Source organism: Pseudomonas sp. BIGb0558 (assembly GCF_024807515.1).
Lineage (GTDB): Bacteria > Pseudomonadota > Gammaproteobacteria > Pseudomonadales > Pseudomonadaceae > Aquipseudomonas > Aquipseudomonas yamanorum_A.
Genome location: NZ_JANUEW010000033.1, coordinates 10,292 through 35,093 on the forward strand (window position 1 = coordinate 10,292; position 24,802 = coordinate 35,093).

The 24,802-nt window shown below is 62.0% G+C and carries 19 protein-coding genes and 1 pseudogene; 15 read left to right on the plus strand and 5 right to left on the minus strand.

From position 1 onward, the window contains the following. Positions 1-348: 348 nt before the first annotated feature. Positions 349-1,269: an alpha/beta fold hydrolase gene (locus M2400_RS26695; RefSeq protein ID WP_259198943.1), complete on the plus strand. Its 921-nt coding sequence runs from the start codon at positions 349-351 to the stop codon at positions 1,267-1,269. On the opposite strand, the gene M2400_RS26700 is transcribed toward M2400_RS26695, so the two are convergent. The 3 genes from M2400_RS26700 to M2400_RS26710 form a co-directional block, all read right to left on the minus strand. Next, positions 1,247-3,442, minus strand: coding sequence for an ATP-binding protein (locus M2400_RS26700; RefSeq protein WP_177048725.1), 2,196 nt, complete (start codon positions 3,440-3,442; stop codon positions 1,247-1,249). The two genes, M2400_RS26695 and M2400_RS26700, sit on opposite strands and share 23 nt — an antisense overlap. After that, on the minus strand, positions 3,439-4,026 hold the full coding sequence (locus M2400_RS26705; protein WP_259198944.1) for a biliverdin-producing heme oxygenase: 588 nt from the start codon (positions 4,024-4,026) through the stop codon (positions 3,439-3,441). The genes M2400_RS26700 and M2400_RS26705 overlap by 4 nt, the downstream gene beginning before the upstream one ends. 114 nt (positions 4,027-4,140) lie before the next feature. Then, positions 4,141-5,124 (minus strand): GlxA family transcriptional regulator, encoded by a 984-nt coding sequence (locus M2400_RS26710; protein ID WP_177116232.1) that lies wholly within the window; start codon positions 5,122-5,124, stop codon positions 4,141-4,143. Positions 5,125-5,215: 91 nt separating this feature from the next. Here M2400_RS26710 and inhA point away from each other — a divergent pair, with 91 nt between their 5' ends. After that, the gene (gene inhA, locus M2400_RS26715; protein WP_177048730.1) at positions 5,216-5,896 is read left to right on the plus strand and encodes an isonitrile hydratase; all 681 of its coding nucleotides are present in this window, start codon (positions 5,216-5,218) and stop codon (positions 5,894-5,896) included. On the opposite strand, the gene M2400_RS26720 is transcribed toward inhA, so the two are convergent. Then, complete coding sequence (locus M2400_RS26720; protein ID WP_177048732.1) at positions 5,893-6,234, minus strand: antibiotic biosynthesis monooxygenase; 342 nt, start codon at positions 6,232-6,234, stop codon at positions 5,893-5,895. The two genes, inhA and M2400_RS26720, sit on opposite strands and share 4 nt — an antisense overlap. A 27-nt stretch (positions 6,235-6,261) precedes the next feature. Then, positions 6,262-6,891: a LysE family translocator gene (locus M2400_RS26725; RefSeq protein WP_177078176.1), complete on the minus strand. Its 630-nt coding sequence runs from the start codon at positions 6,889-6,891 to the stop codon at positions 6,262-6,264. A 94-nt stretch (positions 6,892-6,985) separates the two neighbouring features. Between M2400_RS26725 and M2400_RS26730 the strand changes: the two genes are divergently transcribed. The 13 genes and pseudogenes from M2400_RS26730 (at position 6,986) to M2400_RS26790 (ending at position 24,799) form a co-directional block, all read left to right on the plus strand. Further along, on the plus strand, positions 6,986-8,311 hold the full coding sequence (locus tag M2400_RS26730; protein WP_259198945.1) for a PLP-dependent aminotransferase family protein: 1,326 nt from the start codon (positions 6,986-6,988) through the stop codon (positions 8,309-8,311). 304 nt (positions 8,312-8,615) lie between these two features. Continuing rightward, positions 8,616-8,918, plus strand: a complete 303-nt coding sequence (locus M2400_RS26735; RefSeq protein WP_177120098.1) for a DUF6124 family protein — start codon at positions 8,616-8,618, stop codon at positions 8,916-8,918. Between the two features lie 204 nt (positions 8,919-9,122). Continuing rightward, the gene (locus M2400_RS26740; RefSeq protein ID WP_259198946.1) at positions 9,123-10,565 is read left to right on the plus strand and encodes a PAAR domain-containing protein; all 1,443 of its coding nucleotides are present in this window, start codon (positions 9,123-9,125) and stop codon (positions 10,563-10,565) included. A gap of 192 nt (positions 10,566-10,757) precedes the next feature. Beyond that, positions 10,758-11,246 carry a cell division protein gene (locus tag M2400_RS26745; protein WP_177048740.1) on the plus strand — a complete coding sequence of 163 codons (489 nt, stop codon included), beginning with the start codon at positions 10,758-10,760 and terminating at the stop codon, positions 11,244-11,246. Further along, positions 11,239-12,681: a TIGR01777 family oxidoreductase gene (locus M2400_RS26750; RefSeq protein ID WP_177048742.1), complete on the plus strand. Its 1,443-nt coding sequence runs from the start codon at positions 11,239-11,241 to the stop codon at positions 12,679-12,681. The genes M2400_RS26745 and M2400_RS26750 overlap by 8 nt, the downstream gene beginning before the upstream one ends. 9 nt (positions 12,682-12,690) lie before the next feature. Beyond that, positions 12,691-15,123 (plus strand): annotated as a pseudogene (locus M2400_RS26755) (alpha/beta hydrolase); the annotation flags it as partial. Positions 15,124-15,680: 557 nt separating this feature from the next. Further along, positions 15,681-17,120 carry an undecaprenyl-phosphate glucose phosphotransferase gene (locus tag M2400_RS26760; protein WP_177048747.1) on the plus strand — a complete coding sequence of 480 codons (1,440 nt, stop codon included), beginning with the start codon at positions 15,681-15,683 and terminating at the stop codon, positions 17,118-17,120. Beyond that, entirely contained in the window at positions 17,120-18,580 is a 1,461-nt protein-coding gene (locus tag M2400_RS26765; protein ID WP_177116227.1) for a mannose-1-phosphate guanylyltransferase/mannose-6-phosphate isomerase, read from the plus strand. The genes M2400_RS26760 and M2400_RS26765 overlap by 1 nt, the downstream gene beginning before the upstream one ends. Next, complete coding sequence (locus M2400_RS26770) at positions 18,580-19,491, plus strand: glycosyltransferase family 2 protein (RefSeq protein WP_177048751.1); 912 nt, start codon at positions 18,580-18,582, stop codon at positions 19,489-19,491. Before M2400_RS26765 ends, M2400_RS26770 begins: the two co-directional genes overlap by 1 nt. A 29-nt stretch (positions 19,492-19,520) precedes the next feature. Further along, positions 19,521-20,285, plus strand: coding sequence for a polysaccharide biosynthesis/export family protein (locus M2400_RS26775; RefSeq protein ID WP_177078168.1), 765 nt, complete (start codon positions 19,521-19,523; stop codon positions 20,283-20,285). Positions 20,286-20,299: 14 nt separating this feature from the next. Further along, a complete protein-coding gene (locus tag M2400_RS26780; RefSeq protein ID WP_177048755.1) occupies positions 20,300-22,291 on the plus strand; it encodes an exopolysaccharide transport family protein in 1,992 nt (663 codons plus the stop codon). Further along, positions 22,291-23,481, plus strand: a complete 1,191-nt coding sequence (locus tag M2400_RS26785; protein ID WP_177134851.1) for a glycosyltransferase — start codon at positions 22,291-22,293, stop codon at positions 23,479-23,481. The genes M2400_RS26780 and M2400_RS26785 overlap by 1 nt, the downstream gene beginning before the upstream one ends. After that, positions 23,471-24,799 carry a GH39 family glycosyl hydrolase gene (locus M2400_RS26790; protein WP_177048757.1) on the plus strand — a complete coding sequence of 443 codons (1,329 nt, stop codon included), beginning with the start codon at positions 23,471-23,473 and terminating at the stop codon, positions 24,797-24,799. Before M2400_RS26785 ends, M2400_RS26790 begins: the two co-directional genes overlap by 11 nt. The last annotated feature ends 3 nt before the right edge of the window (positions 24,800-24,802 follow it).

Here is a 24,802-nt window from a genome sequence, read left to right on the forward strand (position 1 = left end):
CTACAGTTCCACCACTTTCCCTCCATCCTCGGAGCCTCCATGCCCGCCCTCGCTCAGTTGCTGCACGTGCGCACACCAATGCTCGATATCGCCTACGAAGCCCATGGCCCGGGTGGCGAGGGAGCTTGCTCCCGCTGGGGCGCGAAGCGGCCCCAAACGACTCACCGCCATCTCGCAGAAAGAGTACAACCAACAGAACCTGGGGCTGCTGCGCAGCCCAGCGGGAGCAAGCTCCCTCGCCACGGGGTGATCGTCTAGACAAGTAAAGCAATTGCAGCCTTTCGGATGACGTTTGGTCACTCGTTTGGTCTACAGTTCCACCACTTTCCCTCCACCCTCGGAGCCTCCATGCCCGCCCTCGCCCAGTTGCTGCACGTCCGCACACCGATGCTCGACATCGCCTACGAAACCCATGGCCCGGAAGGTGGCGAGGTGGTGATCCTGCTGCACGGTTTCCCCTACGACCCACGCGGCTACGACGCGATCGCCCCGGTAGTCGCCGGGCGTGGCTACCGGGTGCTGGTGCCGTACCTGCGGGGTTATGGCCCGACCCGCTTCATCGACGCCAATGTAATGCGCTCCGGCCAACAAGCGGCGCTGGCCAAGGATCTGCTGGATTTCATGGATGCCCTGTCCATCGAAAAAGCCACGCTGGTGGGCTATGACTGGGGCGGACGCGCCGCCTGTATCGTCGCGGCGTTGTGGCCTGAGCGGGTGCACGGGCTGGTGACCGGCGATGGCTACAACATTCAGGATATTGCCGCCTCGACCCGGCCCCGGGCGCCGGAAACAGAGCATCGGCTGTGGTATCAGTTTTACCTTCACACCCAACGCGGGGTCGATGGCTTGACCGCCAACCGGCGTGAGTTCTGCCAGTTGCTGTGGGCGCTCTGGTCGCCGTCCTGGGCCGAGGGGCCGAGCCTGTATGGCCAGACCGCTCCCTCGTTTGATAACCCGGATTTTGTCGAGGTGGTGGTCCACTCCTACCGCCACCGCTTCATGTACGCACCGGGTGACCCGGCGCTGGAAAGCATCGAGCAGGCGCTGGTGCAACCGCCGCCGATTTCGGTGCCGAGCATCTCGTTGTGCGGCGCCGATGACGGCGTGGGCCCGGCCCCGGTTGAAGATGACGACCTGGAGAACTTCAGCGGGTTTTACCGGCGCGAGGTACTGGCCGGCGTGGGCCACAATATTCCCCAGGAAGCACCCCAGGTCACCCTGGAGGCGATCTTCGAATTGCTGAGCCTTAACCCCCAGCCAAAATCCTGAAGCTGAACACGCTGCCCTGCCCCGCCACGCTTTCGGCCCACAGGGTACCGCCATGGGCTTCGATAATGCCGTGGGAAATGTACAACCCCAGCCCGCTGCCGGTGGGGTTGCCCTCGCGGGAGGTCCAGTAGCGATCGAAGATATACGGCAGTTGCGCCGGGTCGATGCCGATGCCGTTGTCGCACACCCGGAACAACACGTCGTCACCGTCAGCCTCGGCAATCACCTCGATCACACCGCCCGCCGGGGTGAATTTCAGGGCGTTGCCCAACAGGTTGGAAAACACCTGGAACAACCGCTCCGGGTCGGCCTGCACACACAGCCCTGGCGCAGAACGCCATGTCAGGTCAACGCCCTTGGCTGCCGCCAGCGGCTGCCACATCGAGCAGATCTGTTCCTGGGTCGCCGCCACATCCAGCTGTTGCAGCGAAACACTGTAGCGCCCGGCCTCGATGCGCGAGATATCGATCAAGTCTTCCAGCAGCGTGTTCATGCGCGACGTAGCGTTTTGCATGGTCTCAATCGCGCTGGAGAGGCGCCGGCTGGTCTTGTTGTCTGCGGCGGGCAGCATGCTGCGCATCATGCCGCATTGCATCAGCAGGATGGTCAGCGGGCTGCGCAGGTCATGGGAGACTACGGCCACCAGCTCATCACGCGCCCGTACGGCCTCATGTTCGCGCTGCACCTGGCGCGCGAGGTCGTGCTCCAGGGCGTTGCGACGCAGGTTTTCCACCGCCTGCAATTGCGACAGTGTCCAATACAGCGCCTTGCCGTCAACCTGCTGCTTCCACAGTTCAAACGACAGGCGCGGGCTTAACGTCGTGCCGCCCGGTTCCTGGTGTTTGATCGGCTGGCCGCTCCACTCCACCGTCGACTGAACCTCCGGGCGAAACCACATCACCGCGTTGTCCACCGGCTTGGGCAGGCAGAACGCCAACAGGCCACTGGCATGGGCCTGATAGGCCGCCGCCGGGGGAAAGTCCGCAGACAGCTGATGGCTGTGCACCACGCCTTTGCCTTGCCCGCGCACCCACCGGTACAGCTCGTGGATCTCAGCCCGCGTGGGGCAAACACCGAACACATGCAGGCGCTCTTCCACCAGAATCGCCAGGCCACCGGCGGCAGTCAGGTTCAGCAGCGATTGCGCATACGGCAGCAGGCTTTCCATTACATCGCACTGATCTGCCGTCATGGCCGCCACCAACTCTTCAACCATGGCGGCCTTTTCGCGTTGCTGGCCGCGCTCCTGCTTCTCCTGGAGCAAAGTGATCTGCATCGACAGCAACTGGCCGACGCTGGTGCACGCGGTGCGCAGTTCATGGGGCACGCGCAACGGCTCACGGTGACCACAGGTGATCAGGCCCCAGAGCTGGTCATCCTTGAGCAGCGAAATGCTCATGGAGGACCGCACGCCCATGTTCTTCAAATAGTGGCAGTGCACCGGGGACACGCTGCGCAACACGGCGAAGCTGAGGTCCAGGGGCTGGCCGGTGTCGGGGCGCAGGGCCGGCAGGATCGGCACCGGCTGGTACTCGGCGTCGGGGATCGCTCGGATCCAGTTCAGCCGGTACAACTCGCGGGCCTGGGGCGGGATGTCCGAGGCAGGGAAACACAGCCCCAAGTAAGGTTGCATGCCGTCGCTGAGGGCTTCGCCGATGACCTTGCCGTGGCCTTCCTGCTCGAAGCGGTACAAGGTGACCCGGTCATAGCCGGTCAGGGCGCGAATTTCGGTGACGCAGACCTGGTACAGGCTTTCGAGGGTCTTGGCCGACTGTAGCCGGCGCAGCGTGCGGGCGAGCTGGCTCACGGCGCTGTGCTGAACCGTCAGGGCTCGCTCCAGCTCGAGAAACAGCAGGCCCTGATGGCGGTGCAAAAGGATGTCGTAGGCGTAGCCTTCAAGCGTCAGTTGGTGCAGTTCATCTGCGTCGGCGTCCAGGTCAGCCAAGGCGAGGACGACCTGCGCCGCCGCCTTGCTGCCCAGCACACTGGCCAGGGCCTGGCCCGAGATGCGCTCGGCGTCCAGGCCCAATGCCACGGTCAGGTTGCTGCTGGCTTGCAGCACCTCAAGTGCCGGCTCGCTCAATGTCAACAGCAGGCCGTGGGGCTGGATCGAACCGGGAATGTGGATGGGCTCACTGGCGCAATCGTCTATCAGCGTATCAAGCGTGGTCATCGCAGCACCCCGCAGTGGTCCAGCCACTGCTCGAAACACAGGAAGGTCGACTCGGCGACGCTTACCGCCTCCAGGCGTTCGGCGGGGGCTTGCAGTGGGTACAGGCAGTCGAGGAAGCGCTGCCACAGGGCGCTGGTCTCAGCGCCGTACACATTCATGAACGCGCCACCGTTGGTGGAGCCAACACCAATCTTGATCTCGATCAGGTTGCGCAACACCTGGCCGCCGAGGGTGGCGCCTTCCAGCACGTAGAGGGCGCCCAAGGCTTGGGCCACGTTGGTAATGGCGGGCAGTTCGGGGCATATCGGCAAGGCTTCGACCTGCGGGTTTTCCAGGCCCAGCGCCAGCAAATCCGCCTGCAAATACGGGGTTTTGCTGCGCCGTCCCCATTCCAAGCCAGGGATGATTTCTCCCCACGGCGCCAGGGCGCGCTCCAGCGGTTGATAGAAGCCGTAGTAGGCGCTCATCAGCTCGCGGTAAAGCGCCAGGTCCATGCGGGAAAAAGGCAGCCGGGTATCGAGGCGTCGATGCAGTGCAGCGGTTGCCGCGCGCAATTCAACAAGGACAGGAGGTAGTGAATTCATAAGCAGTGCGTACGCCGGAAGGGTCGAAACCGCGACGTAGAGGCCTGGGATCAAGTCACTGCGCAATGGACTGTGGGTAACATAGCACCTTGATACAAAAACATTCCTATTCGTTCAATTTCGATCAGTTCTAACAGGGGCGGAAAACCGTTCGCGGTAGACCTGGGGCGTGATCGACACCGCCCGCAGGAAGCTGCGGCGCATGGTTTCTTCGCAGCCAAACCCGCAGTGCACGGCAATGCGCTTGATCGACGCGCTGCTGTCCGCCAGTTGCCGGCGGGCGGTTTCCACGCGGATCAGCTCGACGGCCCGCGCAGGGGTCTGGCCGGTTTCGCTGCGGTAGTGGCGCACGAAGCTGCGTTCGCTCATGCCAGCCTGGGCGGCCAGCGTGGCGACGTTCAAATCCAGGGTCAGGTGTTCGGCGATCCAGGCGTGCAATTCTGCAAAACGGTTGCCGCCCTTTTGCAGGGACAACGTCACGCTGAACTGCGATTGCCCACCGGGGCGCTTGAGAAACACCACCAGGTGCCGCGCCACTTCCAGGGCCACGGCGCGGCCCAGGTCCTCTTCCACCAGTGCCAGGCACAAGTCGATGCCGGCAGTCACCCCGGCGGAAGTCCACAGGTTGCCCTGCTGGATGAAAATCGGGTTGGCTTCCACCGTCAGCTGTGGGTATTTGCGCGCTAGCTCTTCGCAACGGGTCCAGTGAGTCGCCACGCGGCAGCCGTCGAGCAAACCGCTGGCGGCCAGCAAAAAGGCGCCGGTGCACACCGAAGTCATGCGCCGTGACAGCGTGGCTTTTTGGCGCACCCAGTCCACCAGGGCCGGGTCTTCGGCGGCACCGTACACGCCCCAGCCGCCGGCGATCACCAGGGTGTCGCACGGTGCGTCGGCGGCCGGCAGCGGCTCGGCCACCAGGGCCAGGCCCGCCGAAGTCATCACCGGCTCGGCCTGGGCGGCGATCACACTCACCGCATAGGGCAAGGGCAAACCTTGCTGGCGCGCCAGGTCATTGGCCGAGGCAAACACTTGCAAAGGCCCGGTGACGTCCAGCACCTGCACATTGGGGAACGCGAGTACGTTGATGATTCTGGGCATGTTTGGCGTGATTCGTGGGTTGAATGGCGTATGCGCCAAAGCCTAGGTGACTAGAGTGAAGCCGTCCATCCCTTTATCAGGAGCAGTCCCCATGACCTTGCAGATCGGCTTTTTGTTGTTCCCCGGCATCCAGCAACTGGACCTCACCGGGCCCTACGACGTGTTGGGATCGCTGCCGGATGTGAAGCTGCATCTGGTGTGGAAGGACCTCGCGCCGGTCACCTCCAGCACCGGGCTGGTATTTACTCCCAGCACCACTTATGAGGCGTGCCCGACGCTGGATGTGATCTGCGTGCCCGGCGGCTCGGGGGTTGGGGCATTGATGGAAGATGAACCAACCCTGGCGTTTCTCAAGGCCCAAGCGCAAACCGCGCGTTATGTGACCTCGGTGTGCACCGGTTCCCTGGTGCTGGGGGCGGCGGGCTTGCTGCGCGGGCGCCGCGCGACCACCCACTGGGCCTACCACGACATGCTGGCCCCGCTCGGCGCGATCCCGGTGCAGGAGCGCGTGGTGCGTGACGGCAACCTGTTGACCGGTGGCGGGATCACCGCCGGGATCGATTTCGCCCTGACCCTGGCGGCCGAGCTGTACAGCGAAGCGGCGGCGCAACTGGTGCAGTTGCAGATTGAATATGCCCCGGCCCCGCCGTTCAACGCAGGCCGGCCGGAGACCGCACCGGCCCACGTGCTGGAAGAAGCCCGCAAACGCACCGCCGAGTCGCGCAAGACCCGGGGCGAAATCGTGGCCCGGGCGGCGGCGCGGCTGGGTTAAGCGTTCGCGTGCCCGTGGCGGTCGGCGGGCACCAGATGCCCGATCGTGCCGTCGCCATACGCCCGTTCCACCTTGGAAATCACCACGTGATAACCGCCGTACCAGCGGCGGTACAGGCGCTTGGCTTCCAAGTGGGTCGGGTGGCTGGCAAAGGCGCGGATCGACGCTTCATCGCGCCAGTAATAACTGGCGTTGATCAACCCGCCATCCGCCGAGCGCCACGACTCGGCCCCCACATATCCCGGCAGCCTTGCCGCCAGTGCGTCGATCAAATCCGTGAGGCGCTGGAACTCATCATCCCGTTCACCGGGCTTGTAGATAAAGGCTGCGATGTACATGGGTAACGTCCTTTTATAAGTGGTTTATCACGCTGGCCGAGACATCAGCGCCAACCGCACGGCCAGCACCATCAGCACGGTGGCCAGGCCCCATTTCTGTAAGCCTGCGCTACCCGGTTTGCCGGCAAAAAACCGGCTCACCGCCCCGCCAAAAATCCCCAGCACGGCATGAAATACGCCGCTGATCAGCGTCAGGATCACCCCAAGTTGCACCAGTTGCAGCGCGATCGGCCCCGCCTCGGGGCTGACGAATTGCGGCAGGAACACCATGAAAAACAGCAACGCCTTGGGGTTGAGCACACTGTTGAGCATCGCCCGCACAAACACCCGGCCCAGGGGTACGCGGGTGACGTGGGCGGTGTCCAGGGCCGGTGTTTTTTGTAGGGTCTTGAACACCAGCCACAGCAGGTACACCACCCCGGCATAGCGGATCAGGTCGAAGGCCGGCGGCCAGCTGGCGACCAGTGCGGTGACGCCGGTCGCGGTCAGGGCCGTGAGCAGCAGGTCCGCCACGCTGATGCCCAGCCCCGACGCCACACCGCCACGCCAGCCATAGGTCACACCGTGGCTGATGACGAAGGCCATGTTCGGGCCCGGCGATAACAACAGCAGCAGGACTGCACCAGAGAAAACAGCCAGGGTTGCGAGGTCGATCATGCTCAAGCCATCCACCGGGAAAGCCTGTAGATTAATCAGCTCACCTGATACAAACAAAAAATTGATCTAGATACGCTTTGCACAGGAACGCGCCATGGCTCAGGTCCGCTACAAACTGATCGTCGATGAACTGGCCACGCGGATTCGTGCCGGAAAGTTACCGCCGGGCACCCAGTTACCGACCGTGCGCAACCTGATGAACAGCCATCGCATCGCCCTGGCCACCGCCTTGCGGGTGTACAGCGAACTGGAGGCCAGCGGCCTGGTGGTAGGTGAGCCGGGGCGCGGCACTTTTGTGCGCGACACCACGTTGCTGCGAGGCATGGGCCTGGTGCAACAGCCGCTGCAACCGGGCACCGTAGACCTGAGCCTCAACTACCCTTCGCTGCCCGGCCAGGCCGACATGCTGCGCGACGGTTTACGCGCCATCGCCGCCTCGGGCGACCTCGATGCGCTGCTGCATTCCGCCCCCCAGGGTGGCCGCGCCCATGAACGGCAGACGGCGGCACGGCACCTGCGTAATCGGCAGATTCGCGTAGGGGGCGAGCAGGTATTGATCGTCAATGGCGCACAACAAGGCCTGTCCGTGAGCCTGATGGCGCTGCTGCAACCGGGGGATGTGCTGGCGGTAGATGCGCTGACGTATCCCGGGTTGAAAACCTTGGCCCAGTCCCAACGCATCGACCTGGAGCCACTGCCACAACCGGCTGGCCATACGGACCTGGATGCGCTGGAGGCCTTGTGCAAACGGCGCCCGGTGCGAGCGTTTTATTGCATGCCCACGTTGCACAATCCGCTGGGCACGGTGATGGGCGAAGCTGACCGCGAGCGCCTTGCCGCGTTGGCTGAGCGCTACGATTTTCTACTGATCGAAGACGGCGCCTACGCCTTTCTCGCCGAGCCCGCACCCAAGCCGTTGTTCACCTATGCGCCGTTGCGCACGGTGTATGTGTCCGGCCTTTCGAAGAGCGTGGCGTCGGGGTTGCGGGTGGGGTTTATCGTGGCGCCCAAGGCGTTGGTGCCGGCGCTGGAGCAAGCGATTCGCGTTGCAACCTGGAGCACGCCGACACTCACGGTCAACCTGGCGTGCCGCTGGATCGAATCCGGCGCGGTGGATGCGCTGGAAGAGCACAAGCGCCAGGATGCGCGCCAACGTCAGATGTTGGCCCGGGAGGTATTGCGAGGGTGCGAGGTGATTGCGCACGCGGCGTCGTATTACCTGTGGCTGGTGTTGCCTGAGGGTTTGCGGGCGGATGCGGTGGTGGCCGCGCTTGAGGGCCAGGGTGTGCGGGTGACCAGTGCCGAGCCGTTTGCCTGTACGGCCCATGTACCCCATGCGTTGCGGGTGGCGTTGGGGTCGATTGATATGGCGACGCTACGGGTGGCTTTAGGGAAGATTCGCGAGGCCATTCGGATATGAATAAAGGGCCAGCAGGGTAAATCCCTTTAATTTGAGGGACGTTTCCGAGACAATCTTTCGGCCTTGTGCCTGTCGGAACCGCTGGCTAGTCTTCGCCCCTTCACTGCTCATCAGTGAACGGGTTTAGTCGCCCGGTTCTGAAAAGGCGCATGGTCCCATCATGAGGTTTTATGGTGGCTGTGCGCAGGGCACCTTCGGGTGCGCCGGGTTTTTCCTTTTCGGCCGGTCGACTAACCTGCGTACAGCCGCCACCCTACGTTTAGTCGCGAAGGGATCGGCTCCTTAATCGAAAAGGAGTTACACCATGAATAAACCCGTCCCCGACCCACCCATCGACCATTTCAAAAACCGCGCCGCCTTCAATCGCGCCCTCGAACACTACCTGCCCACCCAGGGTTTCCACACCGTGAACGAAGACCTGAGCTTCGAAGACTCCCTGCTCTACACTGCCAGCCTGCTGAGCAGCGCCTCGGCCACCGCGCTCGATTGCGGCGAACTGCTGCGAAGCCCCGAGCGGGCGAAGTTATTAGCGGTGTGGCACTTGTTGGAAATAGCCAAGACCACGGTTGACCGATCAATCGAGTGCCTGCACCTGCGCAAGGCTTAACAACAACGCGGTCAAAACTGTGGGAGCGGGCTTGCTCGCGAAAGCGGCGTATCAGTCAACGCATGCATTGACTTGAAAACCGCTTTCGCGAGCGACCTTGATCCAGAACCGACCTACACCAAAGCAGGAAGTGTCCGACTACTCACTTCTTCTCCTCTCCCCTAGCGTGCCCTGTCCTGAACATTACAAAAGGACACATCAGGGATGAAGCGTTATCACATCACCGTAGGCGCAAAGACCACCGCCGACGGCACCGTACGCACCGGTTGCGCAGATTGCACCATTGACGACGTGCCCCAGTCTGTTGAAGGCGACGAGATTGATTGCCCGGCTTGCGGAACCACCGGGGTCATCGTGTGCGATGGCCCGCGTCTGGGGGACACCATCAATGGACGCAACGCCGCACTGGAGGACGACCTCTGCCACTGCCAATGCACCCCATGGCCCCGACTGATCGCCAATCAAAACCAAAGCTCACAGACCATTGAAGTTGACGCCCCACCACAGGCGAGGGCCGCAGCGTCTGCCGTTTCCCAACCCAAAGCAGCAGCGGCGCGATCTACACAGCGCCCGCCCACGCAATTCTTTACCCCGCAGCAGGTACCCACCTGTGAAAACACCTGGCGCACATACCAGGACCAGGCCGAAGCCATCGTGGCGCCGGGCGGCACGCTGATAGCCGATCCCAAGGCGCGCAACCGGGCAATCAACGTGGCTTATGCACAGTTGTGGCGGCTGGATAACCGCTTTCAGTGGGCGGGGCTCGCAGCGTTCGCGTCCAAGCAAGTGGGGTGTGGTTTGTTGCATGCGTCTGAGTCGATGGAAAAGATTCAGGCTGAACATGAAGCGGCACAAGCGCTGCGCAAGGGTGCAAGGGACGGGTTCTGGAGCTTGTTCAACCCTCTTGAAACACAGCGACAGGCGAAGTTGCTGGAGTACGAACAACGGCAGTTTGAGTATGAACGGGCCATTCGCAACAACCCCTTGCCCGGTATTGATTGGCGGCGCGACGGCGAGCCGTTTTCAGCAGTGCAGCAGCTTTACCGGCATGTGTACGAGATGATGGCGATGGGGAATACGACGTTGTTTTTGGATGTGTATCCGTTGCATGTTTTTTATATGGAACGGGGGTTGAGGTTGTTTGAGAGTTGCTTGTCTTCGCGCCAGAACATTTATGGGGGTGGCCGCCCTTCGGTGTTGTGGCCGGCAGGGCATGAGCAGTTGAGATTTGGCACTGATCACGAGGCAATCCTGCAAGCCTTCGAGGCCATCAACGCTGGCAATATCGCCGGAAGTGTTGAGTATCTCGCTGACCACGAACAACGAAATATCCTTCAACCAACAATGTACCGTGACTCAAAACTGGTAGCCCTACTTCGTGGCAACCATCTCTCCTACGTCACTGGCATGCCGTCCGGTGCAGCCCAAGCCATTGAGCTGACGCTGGCAAACCAATGCCGCCCCGTTGAAGACGGCCGAACCATTGAATTCAGCAAAAATCCCATCGCCAATTTGGCCGATATCGACCAACGCATGACCTTCGTCCTGAGAGCTGCGGCGCAGTTTGATACGCTGCTGCGTAGCAATGAGCGACAGCGAATCGAACAGGCGCTAGAAGATATCGCTGAAGGCCGGGGTGTCCAATGAGCCGGATCATGCAGTTCTTGTGTCCTTCTGCTGCGAGCTGACCGCATAGGGTGCCATTTCGCCCCCAGCTGGAACCGACCCGATTAATGTGAGATCACGGGTAGCGTCAGTCGCAGCTAATCTGAGTCGAAAATCGCGTTGATTGCGAGCACGGCTGTTTTCGATCGCAAGCCCTTACACTTAGGAAACGGTATGCCAGCCCCATCAAACGCCCTTCGCTCTGCACTAGTGCTTTGGTTGTACGCCGCGGCCCTAGTGCATCTACTAGTCAGCCTCGCGCTGACCTGGGCCGGCCATTCGGGATTACTCGACGGTTACCTACAAACCATCGAACAAGCCTTCTGGGCAATCGACGCCGTACCCATCGCCGCCCGCGCCCAACAAGTATGGTGGGTCGCCTTATTCGGCGCCACGCTGCAAAGCTACTCCCTCTACATGCTCGCCCTCGTGCGCATCGGCCATCGACTGAGAAGTCCCATGGCCTGGGGCTGGTTAATCGCCGGCATCGTGCTGTGGGCGCCGCAAGACATGTGGGTCTCCGCCCAGGCTCGTGTCTGGTCACACCTGTGGTTCGACAGCCTCGCGCTGCTCACCCTGCTGCCGCCGCTGTTCTGGCTCTATCGCCATGACCGCGGCACCGCCCCTTCAAACAACACGCCGAGTGACGCCAACCATGTCTGATTTTTCTCTCCTGGATTGGGCGGTCGCGCTGCTTGTTGCCCAAGCCATTCTCGGGGCGCTGGATACCCTCTATCACCACGAACTCACTGTCGCGTTGCCTTATCGGCACAGCGCTCGGCTGGAGTTGTCGATCCACGCGCTGCGGTCGTGTTTCTACGGGATTCTGTTTCTGGGCATGGCGCATCTGGCGTTTCAGGGCACGTGGGCGATTGTGATTGCGTTGCTGTTCGCACTGGAGATCGGCCTGACTCTGTGGGATTTCGTGGTCGAGGATCGCAGCCGCAAACTGCCGGCCATCGAGCGGATCATGCACACCGTGTTGGCGGTGAATGGCGGGGCGTTTTTTGCCTTGTACGGGGTGCAACTGGCGCAGTGGGCGAGTCTGCCGACGGGCCTGAGCGCGATCGATTTCGGCTGGCGCGGCTGGTTGCTGACGTTGTTCGCTGTCGGCGTGACGGCCTCGGGCATTCGCGATGGATTGGCAGCGCTGCGCATGCAGCGCGAAGGCAAGCCGTCGAACCCGTTCGCGGGCGGCGCTTATAAGCGCGTGCTGGTGACCGGTGGCACCGGGTTTATCGGTGAAGTGCTGGTCAATCAATTGCTCGACGCCGGTCACACCGTCAGCGTGCTGGCTCGCGATCCGCTGAAAGCGGCGTACCTGTTTGATGGCCGCGCCCGGTGCCTGCGTTCGCTGAGCAAACTGGGCTACAACGAAACCTTCGACGTGGTGATCAATTTGGCCGGTGCGCCGGTGGCGGGGCCACGCTGGAGTGCCAAGCGCCAGGCGCAACTGATCGCCAGTCGGGTCAACACCACTGAAACATTGATCAGCTGGCTGAAGAACGTCCGGCGTAAACCGGCGCTGTGGGTTCAGGCCTCGGCCATTGGTTTTTACGGCGTGCGCGATGCTAGCGAAAGTCTTGATGAACGCGCCAGCAAGGGTGACGGATTCATGGCGCAGTTGTGCGCAAAATGGGAAGCCGCCGCGCAACCGGCCATCGAATTCGGCGTGCGTCAGGTGGTGCTGCGTCTGGGGGTGGTGTTCGGCCCCGGCGGCGCGTTGTTGCCGTTGCTGATTCCGTTCCGCCTGGGGTTTGGCGGGCGGATGGGCGATGGCCAACAGATCATGAGTTGGGTGCACCGCGATGATGTGATTCAAGTGATCGCCCGCGCATTCGCCGACGACAACCTGAGCGGCACCTACAACCTGGTGGCGCCGGACGCGGTCAGTCAGGCGGTGTTCGCCGAGCGTGTCGGTAAAGTCTTGAAGCGCCCGGTGTGGTTCCACATTCCGGCCACGCCGGTACGCGCATTGGCCGGCGAAATGGCGCAGTTGTTCTTCGACGGTCAGCGCGTAGTGCCCCGCCGTCTGACCGAGGCGGGTTACACGTTCCGTTACCCGACCCTCGACGCTGCCCTGCGCGATCTAGCCTGAGGACAACCCATGAGCAAGCCCCTGATGTACCTGCTGGCCGGCAACGGTGGTGCCGCCGATTGGTGGGATGACGCGTTGCCGCACTTTCAGCGCTATCAGGTGGTACCACTGGAACTACCAGGCTTCGGCAATAATCCTCAAGCCCCGTGCGAAGACCTTGCCGCCTACGCTCAGGCCCTGGTGACGGCGACTGTCAAAGGCAGCGCGATCATGGCGGTCGGGGTGAATGCGTTGCTGGTGTTGCATGCGCTACAACGTCAGCCGGGGCACTTTTGCCGCAGTGTTTTGTTGGCGCCGGTGGGGGCGTTTTTGTGGCAACGACGGCTGCCGGCATTGATGTCGCCGCTGCCCATTCGCAAAACCATTCACTGGCTACTGTCGAACAAGCCCGCGCTGTTTGCGCGCAAGTTTTCCAACCGGACCTGGACGCCCGCGCAGTACCAGCGCATGGGCGCCGGCTATGCACGCTGCCGCGCATTTGTGCCGCACTGGGACCTGGTGCGGGCGGACACCGCGTTGCCATTGCTGGAGTGGATCACCGATCCGGTCGAGTTGGTCTGGGGCGATCAGGACAATGTGCTGGGCATCGAGCAGGCTGCCGCTTGGTCGGCGATTCTGGCTCGCGCTGATCTGACTATCAGCCTGAAAACCGGTTGGGGGCATTACCCATGGATCGACTCGCCGGCCGAGTTCGCTGAGTGGCTGGAGTCGGGTGAGTGCGGATTCGTCGCTCACACCAAGGGTGGTCGGTTGCGTCTGGCCGAGTTGGCCGGGCAAGCGGTGCCGCCAGCGCTGTCACTCAATGACTGCGATGATTCACGCTTGCCGGCGTTCCTCGCCAGCCAACCGGGCGCCACGTGGGCGGTGCGTTCCTCCAGTTACGGCGAGGATCAGGCCGATGCGGCGAATGCGGGTTTGAGCACTACGTTCCTGCGCGAATCGACTTCGAACGTGCCGGCTCGTATTACCGAATTGAGCGCCGCGGGTGTTGAAGAAGTGGTGGTGCAGCGTTTCATCACACCGCAGCTGTCCGGCATCGCTTTCGTGCGTCACCTGTCGGTGGAACTGGAATGGGTGGAAGGGCATCTTGAGTCACTGGCCGATGGTCAGGTGAGTCCCGAGCGCGCAATCATTTCCCGCCTCGGCGCCTCCTGGAGCAGCGACACCTTCAAGCCTTCACTCGGCTTGACCGCTGACCTGTTGTGGCGCTTTCTACAAGACGTTTTGCGGGTCTTTCACTACGTGCCTGGCGACGTTGAATGGGCCTGGGACGGTACGAAGCTGTGGCTGTTGCAATACCGGCCGATCAGCGACTACGGTTGGCGTCGTCACCTGACGGCCGCCAACATCGCCGAAATCCTGCCACCACAACCGAGCGTTTTCGTGGAGTACGCCCAGCGACGTGCGGCGGCGAGTATTCCGGCGATCATGGCGCGTTGGGATTCGCGGGTGTTGCAGGATAACGAGCCGTTCACCGCTGTGTTTGACGGCGCGTCGTACATCAACAATGATCTGTTTCTCGCCCGATTGGCCGACTGGGGGATCTCTGCCAGCCGCTACGCCGGTGAAGTCGGCGGCGCGACCCCGCATCTGCCTTGGCGACCGCTGCGAATGCTGCGCTCGTTGCCGTTGTTCCTGCGTATGCAGCGTATCGCGCGCGGGCATTTGCTGACGTTAGAAAAGCGCTTACGCCGTTTCGACGAAGAACTGTCCGAGCTGATCGCCCAAGGCGCTGACGGCCAACAACTGGCCGACTGGTTCACCCGGTTTTATGTGTTCGTGGTGCAAGGCAACTTGTGCATCGCCACCTCACTGGCCAGCAGCGGCGGCGACCTGCTGGGCCGGCCGCCGACGGCTTATGACGACCTTGAAAACAGCCCGCATCGACTGCCCTGGGAAACCGATCCGGCCAAGCCGCGCCCGGCCCCAACGGATCTGCCATTACAGGCCTTCCCCCAATGGCCGGGGTTTATCCGCTTAGCCCATTCGACCGGCTTGCCGGGCCTGCGTGGTTACTACCTGCAAGTGCGCGAATGGTATCGCGACAACCTGATGCGGATCTTTTTTCGCCTGCACCACGCCATGCCGATGGCGGATCGAGCGCATTGGTTTGCGCCTCATCCAGACATTCGCAGCCGCGACGGCAGCTTCTGGCAGGACGGTCGCGAAGGCACCGAACAAGCCACCGGTTTCATGATTTATCCGGGGCAGGTGCAAGGGGTTCTGGGCGACGACATTTTACTCGAAGACACCCTCGATCCGGGGCAACATGCACACTACCAAGCGGCGCGGGCGGTGATTGCGCGGATGGGCGGGCGCTTGTCCCACGGCTCGACGTTGTTGCGCGAGTTGCGCAAACCTTCAGCGATACTGCCTCAAGTAGATGTGGCGTGGTTAGGGTGTGAGGTGCTGTATCGCGATGGTGAGTTGACGTTGGTGAAGCCTCTCCATGGGACCGCCATGACGCAAAACTCAGTCCGACAACCGCCTGAGCTGGTTCGGTTAACCACTTCCCAACCTCCCAGCCCACCTAAGCATTAAAGGCAACCCCAAAGCCTAGTACCGCGCCGACGTGGTGAAGGATTCATCTCTTCACCACTCGTCGCTTGTCCCCAAAAACCCCCGCATCCCACCTCCGTCAAAAAAAGGTTTTCCTCCTCGGCAGGAAAATTCTCAAATTTGTTCCTACACTCCAAAACGCCAGCATTTTGTTCTCATAAAACCCGGGAACCCGACCAGGACAGTCAACAATCTGTCACGACTAATAATACCTGGAGCGTCTAGGACAATACTCTTATAAGAAAGTCAAAACCTTGACGAATCGAATAAATGGAACCATCATTTAGCCATTACCCCGCAAATTCCCTGCAGATAGATAGGTAATTGCGTTTTACCCAGCGAAGCGAGCCGTTCGTCTGGCGCCACTTATAAAGCAAGCCCTGCCTTTATGGATGAGCAGCCGAACAAGGAAGCCCTGGTGTGCAATGAGGGATGTTTTTATGCGCGAGAAGTCGTCAGTCGACAGCCTGTTTTTGACCCGGGCCGGTTTCATTGAGTTTTTTGTGGTTTTCGTAAAATTGATGCATGGCTTCACCGCCGTTTTACCAGCACTGATCCTGCTGTTTTATCCAGACCCGATGGCTCCTGAGCTGCGCGCCCACTTTCTCGGCCTGCTGCTGTTTTTCGCGATCCTGACGATTATTCTGTTCCAGGCCATGGGGGTTTACTCCGAGGAGCTGTTCAGCAACCGTCTGCGGTTTCGCACCATGCTGGTGGCCTGGTCTTCGGCCTTTTGCATCCTGCTGTTCATGTACCAGATTCTGCTGATGTTTCCGCAGTTGAGCCCACGCAACCTGGCGTTCTGGTTTGTCACCAGCCTGGGGTTGTTCGGGCTGGAGCGGATGGTGATGCTGCGCCTGTTCCGCAACCTGATGGCCAGCGGCAAATACCTGCAACGCACGGTGATTCTCGGCTTCACCGACACCGCGGTGCACGTGGCCGACCACTTGCAGCGCAACGGTGATATTCGCTCCGGCCTGATCGGTTTTATCGATGACCGCACCGAACGCATCCCCAAGGAATTGAGCAACCTGCCGCTGCTGGGCAACACCCGCGACCTGGAAAAACTGATCCGCTCCGAGCAGGTCAACCAGGTGATGATCACCCTGCCCTGGGCCGCCGAACAGCGGATCAACGGGCTGGTGAAGCGCCTGCGGCAGATGTCGGTCAACGTGATGCTGGTGCCCGACATGGCCGCCCTGCGTTATGGCCACAGCCGCATCACCGATGTGGGCGGCATCCTGATGTTCAATACCTCCCATGTGCCGCTGCGGGGCTGGTCGCCGTTTATCAAGCGCTGCGAAGACTTGATTCTGGCGGCCCTGGGCCTGGTGGCGTTGTCGCCGATCATGCTGATCACCGCCATTGCCATCAAGCTCGACTCCAAGGGCCCGGTGCTGTTTCGCCAGAACCGGTTTGGCTACAACGACAATGTGATCCGGGTGTTCAAGTTCCGCTCGATGTACGCCGAGATGAGCGACTTCAACGCCGACCGCCAGACCACCCGCGGCGACCCGCGCATCACCCGCGTGGGCCGGATCATTCGCAAGACCAGCATCGATGAGCTGCCGCAGCTGTTCAACGTGCTGCTGGGCAACATGTCCATGGTCGGCCCGCGCCCCCACGCCACCGCGACCAAGGCCGCCGGGGTGCCCTACGAAGTGGCCGTCAGCGAGTACAGCTCGCGGCACCGGGTGAAGCCGGGCATCACTGGCTGGGCGCAAATCAACGGCTATCGTGGTGAGACCGACACCCTGTTCAAGATTCAGAAACGCGTTGAGTACGACTTGGAGTACATCTCGAAGTGGTCGGTGTGGCTCGACTTGTACATCGTTTTCATGACGGTCCCGGCCGTCCTTTCGACCAAGGAAGTCTATTGATGAACACCCTCAACGGATTAATTCCCTGCATCATTTCCGGTGGTTCGGGCACCCGCCTGTGGCCGGTGTCGCGGCAGAACATGCCCAAGCCCTTCATGCGCATGCGTGATGACCAGAGCCTGTTGCAGAAAACGTTCCTGCGGGCCAGCCACTTGCCGGGCGTGGAAAGCGTGCTGACGGTGACCAACCGCGACCTGTTGTTTCGCACCCTCGATGACTACAGGGTGGTCAACAAGACCCACCTGGCCCTCGACCTGCTGCTGGAGCCGTTCGGGCGCAATACTGCCGCCGCGATCGCTGTGGCCGCCCTGCATGTGCAGGAAAATTTCGGCGGCGAGGCGCAGTTGCTGATACTGCCCGCCGACCACCTGATTCTTGATGAAAGCGCCTTCGCCGAGGCTGTCACTCAGGCCCGTGACCTGGCGGAAGCCGGTTACCTGGTGACCTTCGGCATCCAGCCCGACCACCCGGAAACCGGCTTCGGCTATATCGAGCAAGGTGAAGCACTGGGCCAAGGCTTCCGGGTCAAGCGCTTCGTCGAGAAGCCCGACCTGGCCACCGCCCAGGGTTATCTGGACGGCGGCAAGCACCTGTGGAATGCCGGGATGTTCTGCTTCAAGGCCGCCACCCTGCTGGAGGAGCTGGCCCTGCACGCGCCCGCCGTACTGGACGCCGCCAAAGCCGCCCTCGACCACAGCCACAGCCTGAATAACAACAACTGCCGCCAGCGCGAGCTGAACGCCGAAGGCTTCGGTGCGGCGCCTGATATCTCGATCGACGTAGCGCTGATGGAAAAATCCGCGCAAGTGGCCGTGGTGCCCTGCGACATCGGCTGGAGCGATATCGGTTCCTGGGACGCGGTGCGCCAACTCACGCCGAGCGACGCCAACGGCAACCAGGTCAATGGCGAAGCGATCCTGCATGACGTGCACAACTGCTACATCGACTCACCCAAGCGCGTACTGGGTGCGGTGGGCGTGAGCGACCTGATCATCGTCGACACTCCGGACGCGATCCTGATTGCCGACGCCCGCCGCAGCCAGGACGTGCGCTACATCGTCGCCGAGCTCAAGCGCCAGGACCATCCGGCGTTCAGCCTGCACCGCACCGTGACCCGGCCGTGGGGCACCTACACCGTGCTGGAAGAAAGCAGCCGCTTCAAGATCAAGCGCATCGTGGTCAAGCCACAGGCCTCGCTGTCGTTGCAGATGCACCATCACCGCAGCGAACACTGGGTAGTGGTCAGCGGCGCGGCGATGATTACCAACGGCGACCGGGAGTTCCTGATCAACGCCAACGAGTCCACCTACATTCCCGCCGGGCACAAACACCGCCTGACCAACCCCGGCATCATCGACCTGGTGATGATCGAGGTGCAGAGCGGCGAGTACCTGGGCGAAGACGACATCGTGCGTTTTGACGACATCTACGGCCGGGCTCCGGCCGAAGTGAAGAAGTGATGCGTACCGCCCTGATCATCCCGACCCGCAACGCGTCCAGCCACCTCGACCGGCTGCTGCCGGCGCTGCGCATGCAAACCCTGCAACCGGACGAAACCCTGGTGGTCGACAGTGCCTCCAGCGATGACACCGTGGCACGTTTTCGCGAGTTCGGCGTACGGGTCGAAGTGATCGATGCCAAGGATTTCAACCACGGCGGCACCCGCCGCTGGGCCAGCGAACAAGTCGACGGCGACGTGCTGATCGTGATGACCCAGGACGCGATTCCCGCCGAGCCCGAGACCTTCGCCAACCTGGTGGGCGAGCTGCAGCTGGACCCGCTCAATGGCGTCGCGTATGGCCGCCAGTTGCCGCACCCGGATGCCGGTGTGCTGGGCGCCCAGTCGCGCCACTTCAATTACCCGCCACAAAGCAGAAGCAAAAGCCTGGCGGATGCGCCGGAGCTCGGGATCAAGACCTGCTTCAGCTCGGATTCGTTTTCGGTGTACCGGCGCAGCGCCCTGCAAGCCGTCGGTGGCTTCCCCGCGGATGTGATCGGCAGCGAGGACGCCTACGTCGCCGCCCGCATGCTGCTGGAAGGCTACAAGGTGCGCTATGCCGCCACCGCCCTGGTCTATCACTCCCACGATTACCGTCTCATGGATGAGTTTCACCGCTACTTCGACATTGGCGTTTTCTACGGCCGCGAGCCGTGGATTCGCCAGGCTTTTGGCGATGCCGGCGGTGAAGGTAAACGCTATGTACTGGCCGAGCTTCGAGCATTACGCGAAGCCGGTGCATTGCACCGCGTACCCGAAGTACTGGTGCGCAGCGCGTTCAAATTGCTCGGCTACCGGCTGGGCCATCTGGAGCGCCAGCTCCCCCTCGCCCTTAAGCGGCGCATCAGCATGTTCCCCGGTTATTGGAGGTGAGCATCATGACCTACAGGAAGACCCCTTTGATGAAACGAACCTTGCTCGTCCTGGCCATGATGGCATTGGCCGCCTGCAATACCCCGGCGCGGATCGTCGCGCCCGACGGGAAAACGGTGGATGAGGGCAAGCAGGCCCTCGACCGCATGGCCCAGTTGCCGCCGGCGGTGGAACGTATCCGCATCGGCGACCAGCTGCGCATCGTGCGCGATGCCGGGGAAATGCCGACCCTGTCGGCGTTCAACGTCAGCACGATTTACGAGCTGACGCTGTACACCGTGCAGAACGACGGCAAGATCAACTACCCCTTCCTGGGGCCGATCCAGGTGGCGCGGCGAACGCCGGCGGAAGTGGCCGCCGAGCTGAGCCAGAAGCTCGCACCGGTGTATCGCGAGCCGCGGGTGACGGTGAACATCAACCAGGCACCGGGTAACACGGTGATTGTCGGCGGCGCGGTGTTAAACCCGTCGGCGATCTCCATCGCCACCGCCCCGACCATGGAGCAGGCGATTCTCGGTGCCGGCGGCGTGAGCTCGGTGGGCAACGCGAGCATGGTGGCCCTGTTGCGTGAAGATGGCCAAGGCATCTACCACGCCTACTTTCTCGATTTCAGCCAGTACCTGAAGAACGGCGCACTGGGCCGCAAGCCCGTGGCGCTGCAACGCGGTGACGTGGTGTTTGTACCCAAGTCCAACGTCGGCGAACGGATCCAGGGCGTGGACACTTACCTGAACCAGCTGATTCCCTTCACCAAATCCATTGGTGTGGGCTACAGCTACACCACGAACCACTAAAGGAGCGACATCCCATGATCGAGATCCGTTCTTTTCGTGATCTTCTGCGTCTGTTCTTCATCTTCAAGCACGAGTTCAAACTGGCGGCGCTTGCCGCGCTGGTGATTATTTTGCTGGGGGCGTTTTTGCTGCCGGCCAAGTATGAATCCACCGCGCGGCTGCTGGTAAAACCGGGGCGTGACTCGACGATGCCGATCGAGGTCGACAACCGTCAGCCGATCGTCATGCCGAGCACCCAGCGCGACCCGATTGTCGACGAAGAACGCCTGCTGACCGGGCGCCCCATCGTGCGCGCCGTGGCCGAGCATTACCTGGACGTGATGGACAAGATGCAACCGCCGGAAGGCGTGTGGAAGCGCACCAAGTGGTACGTCAAAAAAGGCATCAGTGCGGTGTTTGACGGGGTGCGAGTGGTGCTGGAAACCGTCGGTATCGTCGAAGAAACCACCCCGGTGGAACGCCTGGCGAAAAGCCTGGAGAAAAACTTCGAAGTAACCCACGCCGTCGGCTCTACGGTGATGGACATCAGCTTCCGTTGGGATGACCCGCAAATCGCCCAGGCGGTGGTCAAGGATTGGGTCGAAACCTACATCGACGAACGCACCCAGGCGTTGGGCCGCAAGAGCCTGTACGCGTTCTATGAAGGCCAGGTGTCTTCCAGCGCTGCCCAGATCAAGAGCTACAAGGACCAGATCCTCACGCACTTGAACGAGATCGGCGCGTCGAGCATCACCGATCGCCTGGAAGACTTGTCCGAGCGGATCAACGTGCTGCGTGGCGAAGTGTTCAACTCCACTCGCCTGATCGCTTCTTCCGACGTGGCGTTGCAGAGCACCCGTGACCAACTCAAGGGCCAGCCCAAAGAGGTGACCACGGTTCGCCAGATCGCGTTGAACCCGCAGCAACAAGACTTGCGTCGCCTGCTGAACCAGAAGCTCCTGGAAAAAGCCGACATGATGCGTACCTACACGGATAACGCGCCGCCGGTCAAAGCCCTGGACGCTTCGATCCGCGCCATGCAGGCCCAGGTTGCCGGTGAAAGCGACACGGTGCAAAGCTCCGAGAACCGCGCGCCGAACACCCTAGAAATCCACTTGCAACGGGTGCTGCTGGATGAAACCAGCCGCAATCAGTCACTGCGTACACAGTTGGTGCAACAGCAAAAACAACTGACGGAACTGGAAGCCCAACGCAAGGACGCCCTGGCCATCGAGCCGGAACTGGCGCGCCTGGCCCGTGAGCTGAACGGCACCGAGAAAAACTACGCGCTGTATGTGGACAGCCTGGAAAAATCGCGCATCGACCGTGAACTGGACAAGAGCCAGATCAGTAACATCGCGGTGATCGAAGAAGCCACCCTCAACCCTGGGCGCGTCTTCCCGAAAACCCTGTTGATGCTGTTGCTGGCGATCCCGTTCTCGATCGTGGTGGGGCTGCTGGTGATCTACCTGTGCTACCTGCTGGATCAACGGATCCACGACGGCGGCCTGGTGGAAGGCAAATTCGGCCTGCCGCTGTGGACCACGCTGCCGGAGCTGGACACCAGCACCGCGCAAAGCACCAACGCCTTCAACGCGAGCATCTATCGCCTGTATGGCTTGCTGCCGCTGGAGCGGATTGCCGAACAGGGCCTGACCCTGGGCCTGACCTCGGCGCGACACGGTGAAGGCGTGAGCTTTATCGTCGAGCAGTTGCGCCAGTTGCTGGAAGAGAATGGTGTGCGGGTGCGGGTCGGCGGGATTGAGCCGGCGATTCCGGGCCAGGTGGTGTTGCTGGATGCCTCGGCGTTGCTGGATAACCGCGATGCGTTCATCAACCTGCGCCGCGCCGACCTGATTGCACTGGTGGTGGAAGCGCAAAAAAGCACGGTGCCGGTGGTGGAACACGCGCTGTCGATCCTCACCACGGCGTTCGGCAAGGTCGATGGCATCATCATCAACCGCCGCAAGTTCGAGGTGCCGGTCAAGGTGCTGAAAACCATCGCCAAATACCGGGGTTCGTTCTGATGCGCATCGCCCTGCTCGCTCCCCTGCCGCCGGAAAAGAACGGGATCGCCGATTACGCGAACCATTTCAAGACGGCACTGGAGCAACTGGGCGTCGATGTGATCACGCCCTTGACGGGCGTGGTCGGCAGCACGGCGGCGATCCAGCAGGCCATTGCCGGTTTCGACTGGCAGGGGGTTGACCTGGTTCACGCCGAGCTGGGCGGTGGGCGGCTGGGGGAGTTTCTGGCCCTGCGCGAATTGCGCAAGGCCTACCCTGCCCTGCCGTTGACGGCCACGGTGCATGACCCGGAACGCATGGTCTGGCGGCGCGAGCAATTGCCCTTTCCGCTGAACCTGCTGGAATCCTTGCCCAGCCCATTGCCTCAGGCGGCGGTGGTGCTGGCCGATCCCTTGACCCTGCGCGAAGAACGTCACGTCGCCCAGGGCCTGACCCGTCTGGTGACCCTCACCCGCCTGGGCGCCGACTGCCTGACGGCGCGCATGCAATTGCCCGCCGGCAAGGTGGCGGTGATCAACCACGCCAACCTGGACATCCCGCCCGTGGCCTTGCCGCCACTGGACACGCTGCACCTGCTGTATTTTGGTTTTATCTACCGTGGCAAAGGCATCGAAGACCTGTTGCAGGCACTGGCCGCCGTCTTCGAAAAAGCCCCCGAATTGCGTGACCGTGTGCGCCTGACCCTGGCCGGTGGCACTGCCGCCGAAATGGCGTTTGGCGCAGGCGGCAATTACCTGGAGCAGTTGAACAGCCAGATCGCCGAACTCGGCCTGGCCGGCTCCATCGACTGGCGGCTGAATTTGCCGGCCAGCGAGATTGCGCAGACGATCCAGGCGCACCATGTGATGGTGCTGCCGTATCGTGAATCGAAAAAACTCGGCCTGCTGGGCCGCCAGCGCGGCACCAGCGGCGCGCTGTCGTGGGCCACCGCTTGCGGACGTGGCGCGATCACCTCTGATGCCCGGGCGTTTGCCGAGGAAGTGGCCACCGGCAACGGCGCTATCTATGCACAAGGCAACGTGGCCGCGTTGAGTGAGCAACTGCTGCTGCTCGCACGCAATCCGCAACAGGCCCGCGACTGGGCCGTACGCGCCACCGAGATTGGTCGCGAACGGCTGTGGCCGTTGACCGCGCAGAAGTTCGCGGCCCTGTTTGAGCACGCCATTGCAGGAGGCAACCATGGCACGTAAACGGACTTACCTGGCGACCCTCGTAGTCGTCGCAGCGTTGGGCTTGACCGCCTTTCTCTGGGGCCGCCCGGCCGATGCCGAGAGCCATGTGCTCAAGGGCAACAAAGAGATCGTGTGGAAGGATTTTCTGGGGGTGAACGCACAGTTCCTGTGGTTCAGCCCCGAGCGTTACCAGAAGCAGATCGACCGGCTCAAGGCCCTGGGCCTGGAATGGGTGCGCCTGGACCTGCACTGGGACCAACTGGAAACCGCCGAGAATCAGTACAACGTCGCGACCCTCGACGAGCTGGTGAACAAGCTGCAGCAGAACCAGATCAAGTCGGTGTTCTACCTGGTGGGCTCGGCGAAGTTCGCCACCACTGCGCCGGCCTCCTCGCCGTATCAGGACCAGTTCCCACCGAAAGACCCGGGCATCTTCGCCAACCGTATGGCGTTGCTGGCCCAGCGTTATCCCAGCGTGGAGGCCTGGCAGGTGTGGAACGAGCCGAACCTGCTGGGTTTCTGGCGCCCCGTGGCCGACCCGGCCGGCTACGCCAACCTGTTGCAAGTCACCGCCGCCGCGCTGCGGGTGGTGAACCCGAACACGCCGGTGGTGGCCGCCGGCATGGCATTCTTCAGTGAAATGCCCAATGGCCAGAACATGCTCGACGGGCTGCTGCAACTGGGCGTGCCGAGCCTGAACACCGTGATGTCCTATCACCCCTACACCCAATTGCCCGAAGGCAACACGCCGTCGAACCTGGACTTTGTCGAAAAGACCAGCGCCCTCAACCAGAAACTGCGGGCGGCCGGGGTCAAGACCCTGTGGAGCACCGAGTGGGGCTGGTCGAACTATAAAGGCCCGAAAGAGGTGCAGGACTTCATCACCCCCCAAGGCCAGGCCGACTACATCGTGCGCCGCGTTGCGCTGATGAGCGCGCTGGATTTCGACAAGATCTTCCTGTTCACCCTGAGCGACCTGGACCAGCGCGCCAGCGTGCGCGACCAGAGTTACGGCTTGCTGGATATCGACACCAACCCGAAGCCGTCGTACACCGCCTTGCAGAATTTCCTCAAGGTGAGCGGGCCCAAATTGACCCCCGGCGACCCACCCACCGCCGACCAGTTGCCCGACGGCCTGTTCAGCATCGGCTGGACCCGTGCCGACGGGCGCAAGGTGTGGTTCTTCTGGTCGGCCCGTGGCGGCAGCGCGCATTTGCCGGGCATGACCACCGCCACCTTGTATGACCCGTTGCGCGGCACCGAAACACCCTTGAGTGGCACCAATGGACTGGATGTACCGGTCAAGCCGAACCTGCAAATTCTGTTATGGGATTGAAGC